General features: G+C 73.3%; 21 protein-coding genes. 9 read left to right on the plus strand and 12 right to left on the minus strand.

The annotated features are described in order from the left end of the window. Positions 1-42: 42 nt before the first annotated feature. A complete protein-coding gene (locus HNR21_RS23630; RefSeq protein ID WP_182706910.1) occupies positions 43-396 on the minus strand; it encodes a hypothetical protein in 354 nt (117 codons plus the stop codon). A gap of 135 nt (positions 397-531) precedes the next feature. Between HNR21_RS23630 and HNR21_RS23635 the strand changes: the two genes are divergently transcribed. After that, positions 532-1,122 (plus strand): Uma2 family endonuclease, encoded by a 591-nt coding sequence (locus HNR21_RS23635; protein WP_182706911.1) that lies wholly within the window; start codon positions 532-534, stop codon positions 1,120-1,122. A gap of 33 nt (positions 1,123-1,155) precedes the next feature. On the opposite strand, the gene HNR21_RS23640 is transcribed toward HNR21_RS23635, so the two are convergent. The 9 genes from HNR21_RS23640 to HNR21_RS23680 form a co-directional block, all read right to left on the minus strand. Further along, positions 1,156-1,542 (minus strand): hypothetical protein, encoded by a 387-nt coding sequence (locus HNR21_RS23640; RefSeq protein WP_182706912.1) that lies wholly within the window; start codon positions 1,540-1,542, stop codon positions 1,156-1,158. A gap of 29 nt (positions 1,543-1,571) precedes the next feature. Continuing rightward, positions 1,572-2,243 carry a hypothetical protein gene (locus HNR21_RS23645; protein WP_220500276.1) on the minus strand — a complete coding sequence of 224 codons (672 nt, stop codon included), beginning with the start codon at positions 2,241-2,243 and terminating at the stop codon, positions 1,572-1,574. Beyond that, positions 2,240-2,542 (minus strand): hypothetical protein, encoded by a 303-nt coding sequence (locus HNR21_RS23650; protein ID WP_182706913.1) that lies wholly within the window; start codon positions 2,540-2,542, stop codon positions 2,240-2,242. Before HNR21_RS23650 ends, HNR21_RS23645 begins: the two co-directional genes overlap by 4 nt. After that, the gene (locus HNR21_RS23655) at positions 2,536-2,961 is read right to left on the minus strand and encodes a DUF6248 family natural product biosynthesis protein (protein ID WP_182706914.1); all 426 of its coding nucleotides are present in this window, start codon (positions 2,959-2,961) and stop codon (positions 2,536-2,538) included. Before HNR21_RS23655 ends, HNR21_RS23650 begins: the two co-directional genes overlap by 7 nt. Then, positions 2,961-3,695, minus strand: a complete 735-nt coding sequence (locus HNR21_RS23660) for a hypothetical protein (protein WP_182706915.1) — start codon at positions 3,693-3,695, stop codon at positions 2,961-2,963. Before HNR21_RS23660 ends, HNR21_RS23655 begins: the two co-directional genes overlap by 1 nt. A 239-nt stretch (positions 3,696-3,934) precedes the next feature. Next, positions 3,935-4,231: a hypothetical protein gene (locus HNR21_RS23665; protein ID WP_182706916.1), complete on the minus strand. Its 297-nt coding sequence runs from the start codon at positions 4,229-4,231 to the stop codon at positions 3,935-3,937. Positions 4,232-4,844: 613 nt separating this feature from the next. Further along, positions 4,845-5,825 (minus strand): helix-turn-helix domain-containing protein, encoded by a 981-nt coding sequence (locus HNR21_RS23670; RefSeq protein WP_182706917.1) that lies wholly within the window; start codon positions 5,823-5,825, stop codon positions 4,845-4,847. 111 nt (positions 5,826-5,936) lie between these two features. Beyond that, positions 5,937-6,683, minus strand: coding sequence for an endonuclease domain-containing protein (locus tag HNR21_RS23675; RefSeq protein ID WP_182706918.1), 747 nt, complete (start codon positions 6,681-6,683; stop codon positions 5,937-5,939). A gap of 125 nt (positions 6,684-6,808) precedes the next feature. Beyond that, the gene (locus tag HNR21_RS23680; RefSeq protein ID WP_182706919.1) at positions 6,809-7,141 is read right to left on the minus strand and encodes a hypothetical protein; all 333 of its coding nucleotides are present in this window, start codon (positions 7,139-7,141) and stop codon (positions 6,809-6,811) included. Between the two features lie 288 nt (positions 7,142-7,429). Here HNR21_RS23680 and HNR21_RS23685 point away from each other — a divergent pair, with 288 nt between their 5' ends. From HNR21_RS23685 to HNR21_RS23720, 8 genes are all read left to right on the plus strand, one after another. Beyond that, entirely contained in the window at positions 7,430-8,137 is a 708-nt protein-coding gene (locus HNR21_RS23685) for a hypothetical protein (protein WP_182706920.1), read from the plus strand. After that, positions 8,134-8,535, plus strand: coding sequence for a hypothetical protein (locus HNR21_RS23690; protein WP_182706921.1), 402 nt, complete (start codon positions 8,134-8,136; stop codon positions 8,533-8,535). The genes HNR21_RS23685 and HNR21_RS23690 overlap by 4 nt, the downstream gene beginning before the upstream one ends. Beyond that, a complete protein-coding gene (locus HNR21_RS23695) occupies positions 8,532-8,855 on the plus strand; it encodes a hypothetical protein (protein ID WP_182706922.1) in 324 nt (107 codons plus the stop codon). Before HNR21_RS23690 ends, HNR21_RS23695 begins: the two co-directional genes overlap by 4 nt. Before the next feature lie 81 nt (positions 8,856-8,936). Further along, positions 8,937-9,365: a DUF6907 domain-containing protein gene (locus HNR21_RS23700; protein WP_182706923.1), complete on the plus strand. Its 429-nt coding sequence runs from the start codon at positions 8,937-8,939 to the stop codon at positions 9,363-9,365. Further along, the gene (locus tag HNR21_RS23705) at positions 9,358-9,717 is read left to right on the plus strand and encodes a hypothetical protein (RefSeq protein ID WP_182706924.1); all 360 of its coding nucleotides are present in this window, start codon (positions 9,358-9,360) and stop codon (positions 9,715-9,717) included. Before HNR21_RS23700 ends, HNR21_RS23705 begins: the two co-directional genes overlap by 8 nt. Positions 9,718-9,783: 66 nt before the next feature. Then, positions 9,784-11,265 carry a hypothetical protein gene (locus HNR21_RS23710; RefSeq protein ID WP_182706925.1) on the plus strand — a complete coding sequence of 494 codons (1,482 nt, stop codon included), beginning with the start codon at positions 9,784-9,786 and terminating at the stop codon, positions 11,263-11,265. Then, positions 11,265-13,442: a helicase HerA domain-containing protein gene (locus HNR21_RS23715; protein ID WP_182706926.1), complete on the plus strand. Its 2,178-nt coding sequence runs from the start codon at positions 11,265-11,267 to the stop codon at positions 13,440-13,442. The genes HNR21_RS23710 and HNR21_RS23715 overlap by 1 nt, the downstream gene beginning before the upstream one ends. 303 nt (positions 13,443-13,745) lie before the next feature. Further along, complete coding sequence (locus HNR21_RS23720; protein ID WP_182706927.1) at positions 13,746-15,245, plus strand: hypothetical protein; 1,500 nt, start codon at positions 13,746-13,748, stop codon at positions 15,243-15,245. Positions 15,246-15,353: 108 nt separating this feature from the next. Here HNR21_RS23720 and HNR21_RS23725 read toward each other — a convergent pair whose 3' ends face one another. Both HNR21_RS23725 and HNR21_RS23730 read right to left on the minus strand, forming a co-directional pair. Beyond that, a complete protein-coding gene (locus HNR21_RS23725) occupies positions 15,354-15,905 on the minus strand; it encodes a PASTA domain-containing protein (RefSeq protein WP_182706928.1) in 552 nt (183 codons plus the stop codon). Between the two features lie 215 nt (positions 15,906-16,120). Further along, entirely contained in the window at positions 16,121-16,339 is a 219-nt protein-coding gene (locus HNR21_RS23730; RefSeq protein WP_182706929.1) for a hypothetical protein, read from the minus strand. Positions 16,340-16,552: the final 213 nt, after the last annotated feature.

Raw genomic sequence — 16,552 nt, forward strand, 5'->3', positions numbered from 1 at the left:
GTAGAAGGGGTGCCGCGCCGCCCGGCGCAGCACCCCAGCGTGTCAGCTGCGGTCGCCACCGGCGGCGGCGTCCAGGGCGTGCTGGAACCGGTCGGCCTGGCGGTCGATGGTGACCCGGACATCGTCCAGCCGGTTGGCCTCACCGTGCCGGCCCGTGGCGCGGGCCTGCCGGGAGGACGCGGCGAGCTGCTCAGCATCGGCGCGGGCGGCGGCGATGGCGGCCTCGACCTCCTGGATGACGCGGTCGCGGTCGGCCTGCAGGTCGGCGCGCATCTGCTCCAGGATGGGCAGAACGGCGTCGGCGGCACCGCGGATGATCAGACCTGCCGGCAGGTTCCGCAGCGCCTGCTCGATCTGGTGGCGCAGCTCCTCGGCGGCGGGGGGCTGGGGGGTCACAGATTCCTCCTGATCGGTTCCCTGGGTGATCCGGTTGTCTCGAAGGCGCCGGTGGCCCGGACGCCAGCGCGTTAGGTTGTTCGCAGATGACCGCGCCCTGCCCGCTCATCACTCTCCGTTGGAGAAAGTGACCTCATGGACACCATCGCGCCGCTGCCGGACTGGCTGATCCCACCGCCGGACGGGTTCACCGTCGACGGCTTCCTCCGGATGGAGGGCCTGCCCCGGCACACGGAGCTGATCGACGGCAGTCTCGTCTTCGCCGCTCCGCAGACCAAGTGGCACAGCCGCGTCATCACGCTCCTCCTCGAGGAGCTGGACGCCCAGGCCCCGGACGAGCTGCGGGCCGACCGGGAGATGACCGTCATCTTGGCCAAGCGGCAGGCCCCGCAGCCGGACGTCCTGGTCGTTACCCGGGACGCCTACGAGCGGCAGGCCCCGTCGACGCACTACTTCCCTGAGGACCTGGTGCTGGCGGTGGAGGCCGTGACGCCGGACTCTGAGGACCGGGACCGGGACACCAAGCCCCGCAAGTACGCCGCCGCTGGCATCCGCCACTTCTGGCGGGTGGAGAACGACGGCGGCCGGACGGTGGTGTACGTGTACGAGCTGGACCCGGCGACCGGCGGTTACGCGCTGACGGGGATCCACCGGGACCGGCTGGCGGTCACCGTCCCCTACGCCCTCACGATCGATCTCACGCAGGTGGGGCGCCGCAGCAGGTGAGGACGGCCCGGGGCAGGGCTCGGGCCGTCGCGTCTACTCCTGGTCGGTGCCGTTGATGATCCTGGCCAGGGCCAGGGCGTGGACCTCGTTGGAGGTGTCCGGCCCGGTCCGGCCCGGCATCTCCAGGTCGCCGGCGGTGTCGGTCAGCTCCTCGGCCAGGACGTGGCGGGCATTGAGCAGAGCGGCGACCAGCTCCGCCAGTTTCGGGTGCCCGACCTCGATGACGTGGCAGCCGTTGCAGGCGGTGTGGTCCGGGTGCGGCAGGTAGTCGGGATGGTCGTCGGGCGCGGAGCAGATCGCGACGGCGTCGACCAGCCCGTCGGAGGCTTCCACGACCCGGGCGCGGCCGGTCAGGCGGTCGGGCAGGCCGTGCCGCAGCGTGTAGGCGGCGGCCTGGAGCTCCAGATGGATGTCCGGCATGGGTTCTCCCCTTGCTGTGGTCGGGTCTTTCAGAAGAGGGTTTCCTGGTTGGAGACGGCGCGGGTCCAGCTCAGGAGCCTGGGCAGGTTCTTGTCCGGGCCGTAGGTCAGGTAGGTGCCGTCCACCGAATCGGCCCAGCATTCGGCGTCGGCGTAGGCCAGCCGCAGGTGGGAGTTGACGCGGCCCATGTGCACCCACTTGCCCATGTCGTGGGCGGTGCGGGCCAGCAGCGCCGCGTCCGAGCCGAGTTTCCAGGCGGTGGTGCCGCCGATGAAAAGGGCATCGAATTCGTCCCACAAATACCAGGCTTCATACTCGAAACCGTTTTGCGCGACGAACGCTGCCGGATATCCCAGGTCCCGGATGCGGGGCAGCATCTGGCGGGCGCGGGCGTACGTCCCGTGGTGGTCGGCGACGACGTCGGGCGCGACCACGAACAGGCAGCGGTCGGCGTACGGCCGCCAGCGGCACAGCCATTCCAGGTAGGCGTCGTCGCCGGGGTAGCTGCCGGAGAAGACGCCGTTGTCGGCGGCCCACCACCAGCCCTCGCGGACGTGGTTGCCGGAGGCGGGGGTGATGATCGCACCCAGCGCGCCGGCGTCCAGGTGGGCGTGGACGGACGGGCTGGAGGGAGGTGTCAGGTAGAGGGGGGCCCGCCCCCACGGCGGCGCCGCGGGGGCGGGGGTGAGGCACACGGTCATCGGCGGTTCCCGGTCGGGTCGGTCGGGTCGTCGGGCGGGTGCCCCTGGAGGGCGTCCAGGCGGGCCTGCAGCTCGTCGCGCTGGCGGCGGGTCTCCTCCAGCTCCGCCAGAACCTCGTCACGCTCCCGCAGGGACAGGCTCAGGACGGTGCGCAGCTCGATCACGAACGCCAGGGCGCGGGCGACCGCCCGCTTGGCGGCGGCCTGCTCCGCGGTGTCTTCCGGCATCTGCTCCAGCCTCCGCCGGTGGCGGTGGTTGGCGGTGTCGACCCGGGCCAGCAGGTCCTCGGCGTTCACCATGCCCTCACCTCCTGGAGCAGGTCGAGCTGAACCGGCGGAGCGGGCTCGGTGTGGCAGGTGCAGTCGCAGACCCACCGGCAGGTGCGGTCCGCCAGCCACACCAGCGGCAGGGCTGTGGGGTGGGGGCCGGTCGCGCTGGCCCGGCAGGGGTGCTTGTAGTCCTCGGCGAAGAGCAGCGGGTGAACGCCGTCCCGGCCGCAGATGACGGTCGCCCAGGCGATCTGCGAGGTGACGCGGTGGCAGCGGTCGTGCTGGCCGCCCCGGCACGCCTGCGTCGCCCCGTACTGGCAGGCGCAGGCCGTGTAGTGGCCGGGGACGTCCCGGAACGTCTTGCGCATCGCGCCGGTCCACACGTGCGTGCGGATCCACTCCGCTTCTTCTTCGGTGATGCCGCACAGCGGGGAGGCGGAGGGCTGCATCAGTCTTTCTCTCCTTCCTCCGGGTCGTCCGGGCAGGTGTGCGTGGCGGCGGTGTCGGCGAGGACGAGGAGGCTGTCTCCGTGCTCGATGTCGCACACGACCCTGCGGCAGCGGATGCAGGTCAGCTCCAGGTCACGCTTGGCGGGGTCGTCGGACTGGCGGGCCTCGAACTGGTCGGTGGGCATCCGGGCGCTGATCCGGTCCCGCTCGGCCCGCTCGTGGGCGAGCTGCGCGGTGGTCCGCCGGTGAGCGTTCTGCTCCCGGGTCAGCTCCCGCCGGGCGTCGGCCAGGTCGACCTGCAGCCGGTCGACCTCGGTCCTGGTGCGCTGGGCCGCGGCGTGCCAGTCGGATGCGACCACGCCCCGCATGGTCAGCAGGGTGATGATCGATGCCGCCGCGTCCTGGGGGGCCTGGCCCTTGCCGAGCAGGGCGACCAGGTCCTCGGTCAGCTCGGGTCCGTGCACCACCCAGGGGCGGGTCCTTAGCTGATCCAGCTCGGTGGCCAGCGGCTCCAGCGCGCGCACGAGCTTGCGGCGCCACTGCGGGGAGGAGACCAGCGGGACCAGTGCGGCGTCGATCTCGGCGGCGGCCGGGCGGTCCCCGCGGCGTGGGAGGGGGGTCGGCTCCGGGGGCGTGGCGGTGCCGCAGGGGCAGGGGCCGCGGTTGACACGGAAGGCGGCCGGCAGGATCGTCCGCAGCGTCTGCTCGGCGTCCTCCCAGGAGCGGCACCACACGCTGGTCTGGCGGGCGGGTCCGGTGTCCGCCCAGGCCCGGACCTCGATCCTGTCGAAGTGCTCCTCGACCGCGAATCCGCAGACGGCGCCGTCGATCTGCCAGACGGCGGAGACCTTGCGGGGGCTGGTGAAGAGGTCGGGCGTGCCGGACCGCAGGATCGGGTCGCCGTGCGCGGTACTTGGAGGAGAGCCGAGCGGGCTTGGGCGGCTCGGCTTCGAGGGGACGGCCGGGAGTGGTGTCAGCCACGTACGGGCTCCTTTCGAGTGGGGACGTCGAGGGTCTTGCGGTGCACGCGGCCCGCGTAGCGGGGGTTGGTGGTCACGAGGGCCTGGAAGGGGGTGCCGTCCGGGCGGCGGGTGATGATCACGCCGTAGCGGTCGCCGCCGGTGAGCCGGTCGGCGCTCGCCTCGATGATCTCGACTTCGCGGGGGTCGAGGGTGGCGGCGCTGGTGACGCCGCCGGGGGTGCGGACGGTGGCGCCGGTGACGCCGAGGGCGGCGAGCGCGTCGCGCAGGGCCTGGGTCTGCGGCTTCACGGCAGCGTCCTTCCTGGTCCGGGTGGTTGTGGTGATGGGGTGGGGCTCGAAACCCACTGTTCCAAACATGTTAGGCCAAACATGATTGGCAGCCAAGTGGGGTCGCTCCGCCCCTCCCCCTCCGCCGGGCAGTGCTCCGAGATCGCCCGGCACGTCCCGCACCCGCCGCCGCGGCGGCACGCCACCAGATGCGCCCGGCAGATCGGACAGGACGGCCGCCCGTCCCCGTCCGGGTGAGCTCCACCCGGACGGCCGTGCGGGCAGCCCGGCAGCCGGTCCCGCAGCTCCACCACCACCACCTGCCGCTCCCCCGCCCGCCCGCCGACCGGCGACCCCTCCAGGGGACCGTCTGGGGGACCGTCCGGGCCGGTCTGCTCCACGGGCGGGACGTCCAGGCCGCACGCCTGCCGGACCGTCCGGCACCGCGAGCAGGACGCCGGCCCCTCGGCGCAGCGGACCAGGTGATGACGGCAGATCGGGCAGCGCGGCAGCCCCTCACCGGTCAGCAGCGTCCCCAGCGGCGTCCCGCACCCGCAGGCGGCGGCCCACCCGCCGCGGCGGCTCGCGGGCCGGGCCTGGACGCTCCCGCCGGGCAGCGCGACAAGACGAGCGCTCACGCCGCCCTCCCCGCAGTCGGCCGAGCCCGCTCGCCCCGCTTCCGCGCCTTGATCGCCCGGACCTGCGCCAGCAGCGCCGCCCGGTCCACCGGACCCGCGCCCTCGACGAACGGAGGGGCCGGTGTCGATTCCGCGATGGCCTCCGCGACCGTGCGGTCCGCCAGACCGTGGGAGGTGGGTTTGCCGACAATGCGCCACTCATCCAGCCGTTCCTGCAGATGCCCCCGCCCGGCCAACGCGACCAGGTAGGCGTTCAGCGACCGGGGCCGGTACCGGCCCGTCACCCAGTCCAGGAACCCCCCGGTCTCATCCGGCCGGACGTCAGTGCGCTCCCGCAGCAGCGCGACCTCGCGCGCCCGCGCTGGATTGGATGGATTTCTCCCAGGGTTTTCCTGTCTTGTTCGGGGCGCATCCATGCAGAGGGGTGGGGGCGCATCCATGCAGGGGGTGCCCCCCGCATCCATGCCAGGGCTGGGGGCGCATCCATGCGAGGGGTCACCCGCGGCGGGTGGGGCGGCATCCATGCCAGGGGTAACCCCGGACGGCTCCTCCCCCACGCCCGCACCCTGCTCCGGCTCGGGCCGGAGGTCCTGCGGCGGCGGCTCCGGCACCTGCCGCCTGCGGCGGCCGGACGGGTTCCTCGACGTCTTCCGCGGCTTCGGCCCGCACACCTCCAGGACCAGGTCGTACACCACCGGCCGCCGCCCCGCCGGCACCCCGTGCCGCTCCGGCAAGCTCTGGTCCCCCGGCACGATCAGGCCCAGGTCCAGCAGACGCCGGATGTCCCGCGCCACCTGATCGGGCGACTTGCCGGTCTTCTCCGCGACCGTCGAGACGGACTGGTAAGAGCCCCGGCCGTGCTCATCGGCACGCCGGGCGATCACCAGCAGGACGGGGAACAGATCGGCGGGCACGGGCGCGTCATCAATGACCCATGCCACACCTGCGACACTCACCCACGAGGGCGAGGAGTTCATGCGATACTCCAGAAGTCTGTTGGTTCCAGACGGATGCGCAGGCGTACCGTTTGGCTGACGTAGCGCCTGCGACGGGGCGGTGACCGGGCAAGGGTCACCGCCCCGCGGCGTTTACAGGGGCGCGTCGTCGTACTGGCGCTGGGCGCGCAGACGGCGCCCCTCGTGGAGATGGGCGCTCGGCTTCCGCGATCGACCCGCCACGCACGGCCCGGACATCACCCCGCAGTACGGGCACTCCAGCGTCGAGGCCAGGGCAAGGACGGCCTCCCGGCGCTGCAACACCCGCGTCAGGACCCGGTCCATCGAGCCCGCCAGCGGTTCCGGTAGCGGCCGGAGCCAGAACTGATGCCGCAGGTAGTGCCAGAACCGCAGCGTCTCCACCCGGGAGGGCTGCCGGGCCGCGCACACCTGGCGGAAGGCGTCCACCCACCGCCGCCGGTCATCCGGCAGCGTCACCGCGTGCCGCCCGGTGCGGAGGCCGATGCCCAGGCACCGGGCGGTCTCCAGAGCCTCCGCCCTCCAGCGCGGGTGCACGCCGTGCTGCGGCATGACGTAGGTCCGGCCCAGGTACCAGGCGTTCCGCTCGTACTCCTCGGCCGCAGGCCAGTCCCTGGCCCCCTGGTCGACACGTCCCATGAACACGTTGCACGCGGCGCACAGCAGGCCGCGCACCGCGTGGATGGCGTCGATCCGCCGGTCGTGGTCGATGTGGAGCGTCAGGGCCGAAGTCTCGCCGCAGATCTCGCAGCGGTCGCCGGCCCGTGCGCGTAGCGCGTCGTACTCCTCGCAGGCCAGTTTGTGATCGGTATGGGTCGCGCACACCGTGTGCGGCCCCAGGTCGGCTGATGCCGTGGACATCCAGGACTCCCTCGTTCTGGACATGCCAGGTCAGGCGACGGCCAGCATGGGCCGCCACCTACGGCAGGTAGGGGAAGGGCCGCGTCCTCAGCGGCTAGGGCGCGCGCAGGTCAGATGCGCGCGGATCATTCGTCGTCGGCGCTGGGGCTCGCCGGTTGAGTGGGCGTGATGCCCAGGGCACGCAGGAGTTCGGCCGCCGCTTCGGCGGCCCGGGGCAGGTCCGTGTCCGGGCCGACCCGGCTGCCGGTCAACTCCCGGACGACCAGGTTCACCACATCCCAGGGGTCCACGGACAAGGCGTCCGGTCTCGACTGCGCCCCGTAGGTGACCAGGTAGTCGCGGATGACCTGCGTGAGTGTCCTGCCCTCTGCCTGCGCCCGCTCCAGCGCCGGGTTCCAAATCGGGTCCCCGATGCGCAGGTTCCGCTTAGGCGTCTCTCCGGTGCGCGGGCGTGGCATGCGCCCATCTTCGCATCTGTACGGCGGTTCTCTCATCGCTGTCCCTACACGTTTGATTTCGACTCCCCGTAAACTTATTCTGGGTGGACAGAAACCGCAAGCAGGGGACCAGGGAAGACGCGATGACGACCAGGACCCGCACCGCCGTGGTGATCGCGGCGACCGCGCTGGTCTACGTGCTGGCGCAGGCCGACGTGACCGTGCCGGCACTGTCGCTGGTCGGGCTGCTGGCGTGGGCTGCGTTCGCGACGTACCTGGCGTGGCCCGTGATCACTGGAAGGACGGTCCATGACCACAACCGAGACGGAGACCGTCACCGGATCCGCGAGGACCTGTCCCGGCCACGGCTCTCCCTGCGGCGAGCCGATCGGGGAGGGCTCCGCGCGCTGCGGGGCCTGCACCGAGCTGGTGGTGCAGGAGCGCAACGGGCTGCTGGGCCTGCTGGGCGACAACCTCACCGAGGCGCTTCGGCAGGTCCGTGAGGGCCTGGAGCTGGTGGCGCGGATGGAGGACACCGGGCTGGCCCGGGGCGGCATGGCGGAGGAGCTGCGGCAGGAGCTGGGGAAGGTCATCGCGCGGCTGGAGAACACGCAGCGGACCCGTGAGGAGTTCCTGCGGTACGGCGATGAGACGTGCCCCGGTTACGGGCCGACCGCCGGTAAGTGCGATGCCGTGCTCGCGCCGGAGGTCGCTTTGTGCGACACCTGCCACGGTCACCTGCTGGAGGACCGGACGATCACCGACGAGCACAAGAACCTCACCTGGGAGATCGAGCAGGCCCTGCACGGTGTCGTGGACGCGCAGGGAACCGCGGAGCGGCTGGACCGCCGGTCCCACAACGTCAAGGGCCCCGAGGACGGGCTGGACCTGCGGCAGGAGCTGGGGGCGGCCGTGCGGCACCTGCAGAACGCGCGGCGGGTCCACGACGAGCACCTGACCGGCTGCCGGTCCGCCGCCCCGGCCGTGACCACCACGAGGAAGGAGAACGGTTCATGACCGCGACCGAGACCGAGGTCGTCCCGCAGGCACGGCGGACGTGCCCCGGCTACGGGGGGAACGCCGGCCGCTGCGGGACGCCGCTGGACCCGGCACTGCCGGAGGGGGAGCTGTGCGACGGCTGCGACGGGCACAGGCGTTACGACCTGAACCTCGCCGCCGAGCACAAGCGTCTGGACGAGGACCTGCAGCAGGCCCTGCAGCTGGTCGCGCGCATCCAGGGGTCGCTGGAGAGGCTGGCCGGTGACGAGCTGGACGACCTGGAGCTGAGCGGGACCAACGCAGCGGACATGCAGGAGGACCTGACGGAGGTCGCGCGGCGGCTGCGGAACGTCGACCGGGCCCACCGGCTGCACACGCAGGTCTGCCAGCCCGCCGACAAGGACGGGCAGCAGTGACCAGCCACAACAACGAGTCCGACCAGGCAGCCGAGGAGCTGGCCGCGCGGGTGGCTGAGAGGCCGCGGACCGGCCCGGAGCATTACCAGACCGGGCAGGTCCTGGCGGAGCTGGCCATGGGTTACTTCCGGCGCGGGGACCTCCAGCGCGCCAACACGCTCGCCGCGATCGGCCTGGTGCACGCGGGACTGGCCAACGCCGCCGCCGCGGCGCTGGCCCCCGCCTCACAGGAGGCGTCCTCTCCCGAGCGCCAGGAGTGGACGGCCGCCGCGGGTGTCCGGCCGCGGACCGGCTACCGGTCCCGGACCAGCCGCCGATAGCAGGAGGCCCCGGGCGGTGGCTCCACTCCGCCGCCCGGGGCCGGTGATCAGATCTGCCCCTCACGAAGGAGACCCGATCTCATGGCGAATCCTACGGTTCTCGCCGCACCGGCGCCGCCCGGCGGGCCGCCGGTTGCGGTGCCGGCGTGTCCGGGCTGGTGCCGCAGCCGCCACGCGCGTGACGTTCCGGAGACCACCCGCTCCCATGTCGGGGAGCTGGCCGGTGTCCGCGCCCCGGGCGGGACCCCGCTGGCCGTCGTGGACGGCCTGCGGATCGACGCCCAGCTGCTTCCCGGGCAGCCTCGGCTGGGCTGGGAGACCGGTGAGGTCACCCTGACCCTGACCCTGGCCACCCCCGAGCTGCCGCGGATGGTCGAGGACCTGTCCCCCCAGCAGGCGCTGCAGGTGGCCGACCTGCTGGCGGACGGGTGCGGTCATCCGCTGGACCTGTCCGCGCTGATCCGTAAGGCGGTGCGGCTGGCGGCGCCGGAGGTGATGTGCGGTGTGTGACGGCCCCGGCAAGAACGCCAGTCCCGGCTACTACGGTCCCGCGGATGAGCTGCCGGACGGCGGTGAGCTCCGCTCGGCCCGCGCCGCCTATGACCGGATGCTGCGCCAGCAGCGGACACAGGCAGGCAGCCGTCCGGACCCCCGGCTGGCGTCCATGCTGCGCGGCCTGGCGGTGTGGGCCGGGGCGGTGCTGGCCGTGGTGGCGGTGAGCCTGGCCCCGCCCGTGGTGGAGCAGATCGTGCTGGGCGTGATGGTGGCGCTGATCGCGGTCATCGTCGTCGCCGGCGCGGTCGCCGCGGCCTCCAGCGTCCGGCACCGCTGGCGATCTCGACGCCGGGACGGCGAGAACTGACCCCCGTGGCCGGCCCCCACCCCTGTGGTGGGGGTTGGTCGTTGCGAGACGAACGGAGACCAGCCCATGTCCGAGAAGACTCCCCAGCCCACCACCGGCGACCAGGAGGTGGAGCTGGTCGAGGACTTGGCCGAGGAGGAGGGCGAGGTCACGCCGGACCAGGACCCCAGGCGACCTCCCCCCACCCAGCCCGCCCAGGACGACGGCGACGGCGACGACGGCGGTGGCGGTGGGCGGGAGCTGGTGATCCCGGCGGTGCCGCTGCTGCTGCTCGGCGGCTGCGGCCTGCTGTCCGGTGGCGCCTACCTGTGGCACGTCGCTGGCACCTCTGGGCTGGCCGCCGCGGCGGTCGGCGCCGCGGGCGCCACCGGCTGGGCGGTCTCCCGCCGTCTGCAGAACCGCCGGAGCGGCAGCCGACGCCGGTACGGCGGCGGTGCCGGGGCTCGGCGGCCGTCGACGCCCCGGTCCTCCCGCTCGTCCGGCAGCTCCCGCACCAGCCGCACTAGCCGCACCGGCCGCACCAGCGGCTCCGGCAGCCGCCGCGGTGGTGGCGGCCGGGCGGGTGGGCGCGGCGGCAGCAGCCGCGGCGGCGGGGGTCGTCTCGGCGGCATCCTCGGCGGCGGCCGGACCAGCAGCCGCAGCGGTGCCGGTCGCAAGGCCCGCGCCCGCAGCCGGGCTGCGGGGGTTCCCCCGTCGTTCGGCCGCACCACCGGCGGTGGCCGTGCCGGCACCGGCCGGGCAGGCCGCCGCACTACCGGTGCGGGAGGTCGTCTCGGCGGCGGTGCGGGCGGGGCGCGCAGGGTTGCCGCCCGCCGCGCGGCCGGACGCGCCGCCGCACGGGTCGGGCGGGCCGCCGAGCGCAGCGCCCGCGCCGCCGCTGCCGCGCACCGCGCCGCCCGCAAGGGCCAGGGGCCCCGCGCGGCGGCACGCGCCGCCCGCCACGCCGCCACCGCCACCCCGGCGGGGCGGCTGGCCAGCCGCCTGCTCCTGGCGGGCACGGCCACCGTCGCCGGGATCGTCTGGGCGTGGTGGTGGCAGCTGCTGGCCAGCCTCCCGGCGGAGGCCCGCGCCGCGCGCCGCCAGGCCGCCCGCGACTACCGGACGGTCCGCGACTTCGTCATTCGACCAACCCCCGGCACCGCCGCCGGCGACGGCGCCGGTTCGAGCACCACCACTGGAAAGGCAGACGTGGAGTACCAGCAGTCCCCCATGATCACCGCGCTGTACGAGGCCGCCGCCGCCATCCGCAGCTACCAGCTGGAGCGGGAGGCCGGCGCGATGGCGCAGTTCCGCGGTGACCTCATCGAGCTGCCCAAGGCGATGGCGGAGATCGCCCAGGCATGGCGTTCCCTCGGCGGCCGGATCACCGACGAGACCCCCATCGACAAGTCCTTCGGGGACTTCCTCGAGGCACTCGGGCAGCTGCAGGACGCGATGGCCGAGGAGGCGGACGGCCTGGTCGGCGAGTTCGACCGGCTCCACCCCGAGCTGGTCGAGCACATCACCAGCGACGACCCCGACGAGGTCATGTGGGACCGGGGGCAGTGATGAGCCCGCGTATCAGCTGGAGCCCCCGCCACGGCCCCGTCATGCTCCCCGTCCAGGCCGCCGCCGGACTGTTCACCACCGCCGCCGTCTCCCACTGGACGCCGCTGGACCTGCCGTTCGGCTGGACCGCCGCCGGGGCGGCGGCCGGGCTGGGCCTGCTGTGGTGGCGGGGCCGCCTGACCGGCCTGCCCGCCCGGACGATGGCCTACCAGTGCGGCACCTGGGCGGCCGGGTCCGGATGGCTGCTGTACACCCAGGTCAACGGCCTCGGCTGGAACACCACGTTCACTCTGGCGGTCGGGGCGGCGGTCGCCGGGGCCGCCGCCGCCCCCATCCACGCCCACCGGCAGCACAAGCGGCAGGAGCACCTGCGGCACCTGCGCAGCATGGAGCTGCGGAAGCTGGCCACCGAGTGGGAGGACCGCATCTGGTCCGTCTGCCGGATCCGGGTCCGGGTGCTGGGGATCGAGCGGCAGTTCAACGACGCCGGCCGCGAGGTCGGCTACACCGTCGAGATCGAGCTGCCCGACAACGGGACCGGCCACGAGGACATCGCCAAGTACGCCGCCCGCCTCACCAACGCATCCCGGCTGCCCTGGGGCTGTGAGGTGCAGGTTCTGCAGGGCGCCGACCCCTGGCGGGTCCTGCTGGAGGTCGCCACCTACAACGCTCTCGGCCCGGTCATCCCGATCACCCAGGCGGGGCCGTCCACCATCAACGATCCCCTCCGGCTCGGCAAGCGCCGCGACATCTCCGAGGGGGCCGTGTCGCTGCGCTGGCACAACTGGGTGATCGTCGGCTCGGGCGGCTCCGGTAAGACCAACCTGGTGCGGACGATCATCAACCGTCTCTTGGAGTGCGAGGACGCGCTGGCGATCGTCATCGACCCCAACGGCGGCGGTGTCGCCCGCCCGTACCTGGACCCGTGGGTTGAGGGCCTGATCGACCGCCGCCCCCTCCTGGTCGCCAGCGACGAGGAGGAGATCACGTTCGTCGTGGAGTTCCTCCAAGCGCTCATCAGCGCCCGGATGCGCTCCCAGTACGAGGCGATGGTCGCCGTCGATGACGACAAGGTCCCCGTCAGCAACCGGGTGCCGCAAATCGTGGTCCTCGTCGACGAGAGCCATTCCCTGCCCAACCGGATCCAGCAGGGTCTGATCGACGTCAGCAACCGCAGCCGCGGCGGCAGCATCCGCATCGTCTACACCGCGCTGCGTGGAACGGGTGACAAGCACCTGCCCCGCCCGATCCTGGCGCAGGGCACCGCCCGGTTCATCCTCGGCGTCAACGACGCCGGCGAGGCCGACAACGTGGTCCGCGACAAGCAGCGCCCGGCCATCACCGCCCTGCCGCCCGGGTTCGGGAACGTCCGCATCACCGGGCAGGCGCTGTTCCTGATGAAGTTCTACCGGACCACCCCCCAATCGGCCCGCGAGTGCGCCATCCGCACCGCTGGGTGGCGTCCGGCCGGTCTGGAGCCCGAATCGCTGGAGCTGATGCCCGAGGCGCTGGTCCGCCGGTGGCTGGAACTGTGGAACCGCAGGGGCCACGCCCCCGCCGCAACCAGCGGGACCAGGACCGGCAGGACCAGGACCGAGACCGGCGGGACCAGGACCGGGACCGGGACCGGGGCGGGGGCGGGGACCGGCGGGACCGGGCGGGGTCGGCGGCCCTCCGTCCAGGAGGCCCTGGACAACCTCCGCAACGCCCGGGACCGGATCCGCAAGGTCGGCAGGCAGCCCGGTCCCGACGAGACCAGCGGACCCGGCGGGACCGGGACCGGCGGGACCGGCGGGACCGGCGGGGAAGGGCGGCCGGAGGACCGCTTCGAGGACGTCATCGCGGGAGCGGGCTTCGGCCTGGAGCCGGAACTGCTGGTGCGGCTCCAAGCCGCCTTCAAGGCGACCGGCCACGAAGAGATGCCCACCGAGGACCTGGCGGCGTTCATCGGCGCCGCCAAGAGCGACATGGGCCGCCTCCTCCCCCAGATCGGCGTGTACGCCCTCAAGAATCCGTTCCGCTACCCAGGCCGCCAGGGGCGGGTCCGCGGCTACGCCCTGGCCGACATCCGCAACGCCGTCGAAGCGATCCGCGCCGGCGCCCTGCAGGTCCCCCCGGAGGTCGCGGCCTGGACCTCCACCAAGCCCCTCCCCGACGACCAGGACGGCACCCCATGACCCACCCGGCGACACCCCGGCGGGACCGCACACTCCCGCACACCCACCCCGCAGGAACGGGTGTGCACCGGGTGTGCGGGCGGGTGTGCGCACACCCGCCCGCACACCCGACCGCGCACCCGCCCGCACACCCCCGAAAACCTGCCCTGACCAGCGTGCACACCCCGCACAGGCAGGGTGTGCGCCGTCTCCCTCCACTCCCCCGATACCAGCCCCGCAACCACCCCGCCGACACCACCCCCGAACGCCCCGCACGGGCCGGGTGTGCAGGGTGAAGCGGGTCGATCGAAAGGACCCCCGACGATGCAGCTGAGACCCCCCGATCTCCGCCGCCTCCCCCTCCCCCACCGCCGCCGTGGTGGGGTTGTGGAGCAGGTGCGGCGAGACGCCGCCCAGGCCGCGCAGCTGGCCGCCGTCACCGGCCAGTCCCGACTGGAGGACCCCCGCCTGCACCCGCGGCTGCGGGGCATGGTGGACCGGCTCCGCACCCGCCAGCACCGCCTCCGGCTCCGCGCCCAGCACCAGCAGGCCAAACGCCGCGTCCGCGTCGCCGTCCGCCAGGCCGCCGACGCCGAGCAGACTCTCCGGGTGCTGCGCAAGGCCAAGGAGACGCACGCCCCCTACCGGTCCCTGCTCGCGCTGCACCGCGGCCGCCGCTCATTCCTGGCGTTCACCGTCACCGCGGCGCTGCTGCTGGGCGCCGGGTCGGCCACCGGAGTGGCCGCGCTGGCCGACCGCCTGGGCATGCACCCGCTGGCCGGGTGGGTCGCCGAACTCGGCCTGATCGGGCTGACCACCGCGGTGATCCTGTACCGGTCACACCTGGCCCGGTACAGCAGCCGCCGGGTGACCGGCTGGCAGAACTGGGCGCTGTGGACCTTCACGTTCGCGCCGCTGGGCACCTCCATCGCCGCCAACGTCGCGGCGGCCGGGGTGCTCGGCATGGCCTGCAGCGTCGGCGCCGCCCTGTGGAGCGTGTTCGCGCACATCGTGGCCGACCAGTCCGCGGAGGCCATGCACGACCAGGCCCAGAAGGTCACCGCCGTCGATGAGGAGCGGCTGCATGCCCTGGCGGTCGCCGACGACGTGTTCACCACCGCCCCCGCCGCCGCGCCTGCTGCGGAGCCGGTGCCGCCGGTGGATCCCGGCGAGGTCGCCCGGGTGCAGGCGCACCTGGCCGGCCTGGGCGTGGACCTGCCCCCAGAGGAGATCGCCCGGTACCTCCCGGCCCCGGCTCAGGTCCCTGCCCGGGGCCCGGTGCAGGTCCCGACCTCGGTCACGGTGCAGGTGCCGGTCCCGCCGCCGGTCCCCCCGGCCGCCGTGGAGCGGCCCGCAGCACCCGCGAAGGCCCCCGCCCCCGTGTCCGCACCGGCCCCGGTCCCGACCGGCGGGACCAGCGGAACCACCCCCCAGAACCAGCAGGACCAGAACCGGCGGGACCGCCAGGATCACGGGGACCAGGACCAGGACCGGCGGGACCGGCGGGACCACGGGCCAGCCACCGCCGCAAACGACGCCACCTCCCACCAGACCTCGTCCCCGCTGGTGGGCGGGCAGCTGGACGTCGCGGCCACGGTCGAGCGGCTGGCCGCAGCCCGCTCCGACATCCCCCGGGGCGTGATCGAGAAGGCCGTCCAGGTCGCCGTCACCCTGAACGACAGGGGCGACCGGATCACCTGGCGCGACCTCCGCAAGAACGGAGTCTCCACCAGCACCCAGCGGCTGAACTACCTCGCCCGCGAACTGCGGGAGGCGACCGGGCAGGAGCCGGCTCAGACCCAGCTGCAGGTGATCTCGGCCTGACCCGCCACCAACGTCAACGGCCCGCCCCCGGTGTGGGGGCGGGCCGTTGCGTGTTCTCTGGCCGGTCAGGGCTCCAGCGGACGCCGGCAGCGACGGCGAGATACAGCATCAGCTGATCTTCACCAGGGTCAGCACGACCAGGTCTTTCGGGTCGACCTTCTTGCTGGCGGCGGGTTCCTGCTTGGTCACCCTCCAGTTCACCGGCAGCAGGACAACGGTGTCGTCAGGGTCGGCGGAGGCGTACTCGATGTTGCTGAACCCTGCCCGCTCGAGGGTGTCGCGGGCGATGGCGCCGTTCTTGCCGACGACGTTCGGGACCGCGACCGTCGCGGGCTCGCTGGGCTTGGGGGTGGAGGGGGTGGAGGGCGCGGCCGGTTTGGCGGTCACGGTGATGGTCTTGGTGACGGTGACCCGCGGCCGCGGCTTGGCCGACTGGCCCGGCTGGGCGCCGGCCTGGGGGTCGGTGGCCATCACCGCGGCGCCCACACCGCAGGACACGAACGCGACCGCCCCCAGGACGAGCGTCGAGACGATGACGGCGACGCTGCGGCGCACGGTGATGGTGCCCGGCTGCGCGGCCGGGCCGCCGGGGGTCGGGTAGCCAGGCGGCCCGGCCGGGGGCTGTGAGGGCTGGCCGGGCTGCGGAGGCTGTGGATGCATGTATCGGCTCCCGTAGGGGTTTCGGACTCGGGTTGCGGGCGCCGATGAGACGCGCCCCCTGCCGCCTACGGGTTACCGGGTGAGGCGAGTGTGGCGCCATGGGAAGCCCGAAGCACGGCGCTACGTGCCGTTCATGCCGCCCTCGGCCCAATTTCCAGTTGATGCCGGAACGGCCCCCTTGCCTCACCCGGCGCTGACGCGCCGACGCGGCCGGCTCATGACCTGGGCGTCTTGAGCCGGCGCTCCAACTGCTCCCGGCGGGCCTCCGGGTTGAGGGCCAGGCGGACGGTCTCCCTCGACACGTCGGCGGCCTTGGCGATGTCCCCCTGCAGGACTCCCTGCTCGGCCAGCGCGCGCCACTTGGCGTCACGTTCCTCCCGGAGCTTGCGCAGGGCCTCCTCGTAGTCCTGCTGGGCCTCGGCGGCCTGCTTCATCAGCTCCTGATACTGCGCGTCTCTGTTAACGACCTTCCTGGGCATGTCCGCTCCTCTCGTGTCTCGTGCCGTGCGACGGCAGCCAAGTGTATAAGGCCAAACACGTTTGACAATGCTAACATGTTTGGCCTAACGTGTTTTGCGTCAACGGATCGTGGTGATCGGCTGTTGAACCGGAAGGCCCCGGCGGCCCCTCGCCCGACGCCCGACCGA

The sequence above is a fragment of the Thermomonospora cellulosilytica genome, assembly GCF_014138835.1.
Taxonomy (GTDB): Bacteria; Actinomycetota; Actinomycetes; order Streptosporangiales; family Streptosporangiaceae; genus Thermomonospora; species Thermomonospora amylolytica.

Coding starts and splice junctions, on each gene's coding strand:
- HNR21_RS23640 (WP_182706912.1), bottom strand. CDS start 1,542: ATGCCGGACATCCATCTGGAGCTCCAGGCCGCCGCCTACACGCTGCGG.
- HNR21_RS23635 (WP_182706911.1), top strand. CDS start 532: ATGGACACCATCGCGCCGCTGCCGGACTGGCTGATCCCACCGCCGGAC.
- HNR21_RS23675 (WP_182706918.1), bottom strand. CDS start 6,683: ATGTCCACGGCATCAGCCGACCTGGGGCCGCACACGGTGTGCGCGACC.
- HNR21_RS23680 (WP_182706919.1), bottom strand. CDS start 7,141: ATGCCACGCCCGCGCACCGGAGAGACGCCTAAGCGGAACCTGCGCATC.
- HNR21_RS23710 (WP_182706925.1), top strand. CDS start 9,784: ATGTCCGAGAAGACTCCCCAGCCCACCACCGGCGACCAGGAGGTGGAG.
- HNR21_RS23720 (WP_182706927.1), top strand. CDS start 13,746: ATGCAGCTGAGACCCCCCGATCTCCGCCGCCTCCCCCTCCCCCACCGC.
- HNR21_RS23715 (WP_182706926.1), top strand. CDS start 11,265: ATGAGCCCGCGTATCAGCTGGAGCCCCCGCCACGGCCCCGTCATGCTC.
- HNR21_RS23700 (WP_182706923.1), top strand. CDS start 8,937: ATGGCGAATCCTACGGTTCTCGCCGCACCGGCGCCGCCCGGCGGGCCG.
- HNR21_RS23690 (WP_182706921.1), top strand. CDS start 8,134: ATGACCGCGACCGAGACCGAGGTCGTCCCGCAGGCACGGCGGACGTGC.
- HNR21_RS23725 (WP_182706928.1), bottom strand. CDS start 15,905: ATGCATCCACAGCCTCCGCAGCCCGGCCAGCCCTCACAGCCCCCGGCC.
- HNR21_RS23650 (WP_182706913.1), bottom strand. CDS start 2,542: ATGGTGAACGCCGAGGACCTGCTGGCCCGGGTCGACACCGCCAACCAC.
- HNR21_RS23645 (WP_220500276.1), bottom strand. CDS start 2,243: ATGACCGTGTGCCTCACCCCCGCCCCCGCGGCGCCGCCGTGGGGGCGG.
- HNR21_RS23730 (WP_182706929.1), bottom strand. CDS start 16,339: ATGAAGCAGGCCGCCGAGGCCCAGCAGGACTACGAGGAGGCCCTGCGC.
- HNR21_RS23655 (WP_182706914.1), bottom strand. CDS start 2,961: ATGCAGCCCTCCGCCTCCCCGCTGTGCGGCATCACCGAAGAAGAAGCG.
- HNR21_RS23670 (WP_182706917.1), bottom strand. CDS start 5,825: ATGAACTCCTCGCCCTCGTGGGTGAGTGTCGCAGGTGTGGCATGGGTC.
- HNR21_RS23685 (WP_182706920.1), top strand. CDS start 7,430: ATGACCACAACCGAGACGGAGACCGTCACCGGATCCGCGAGGACCTGT.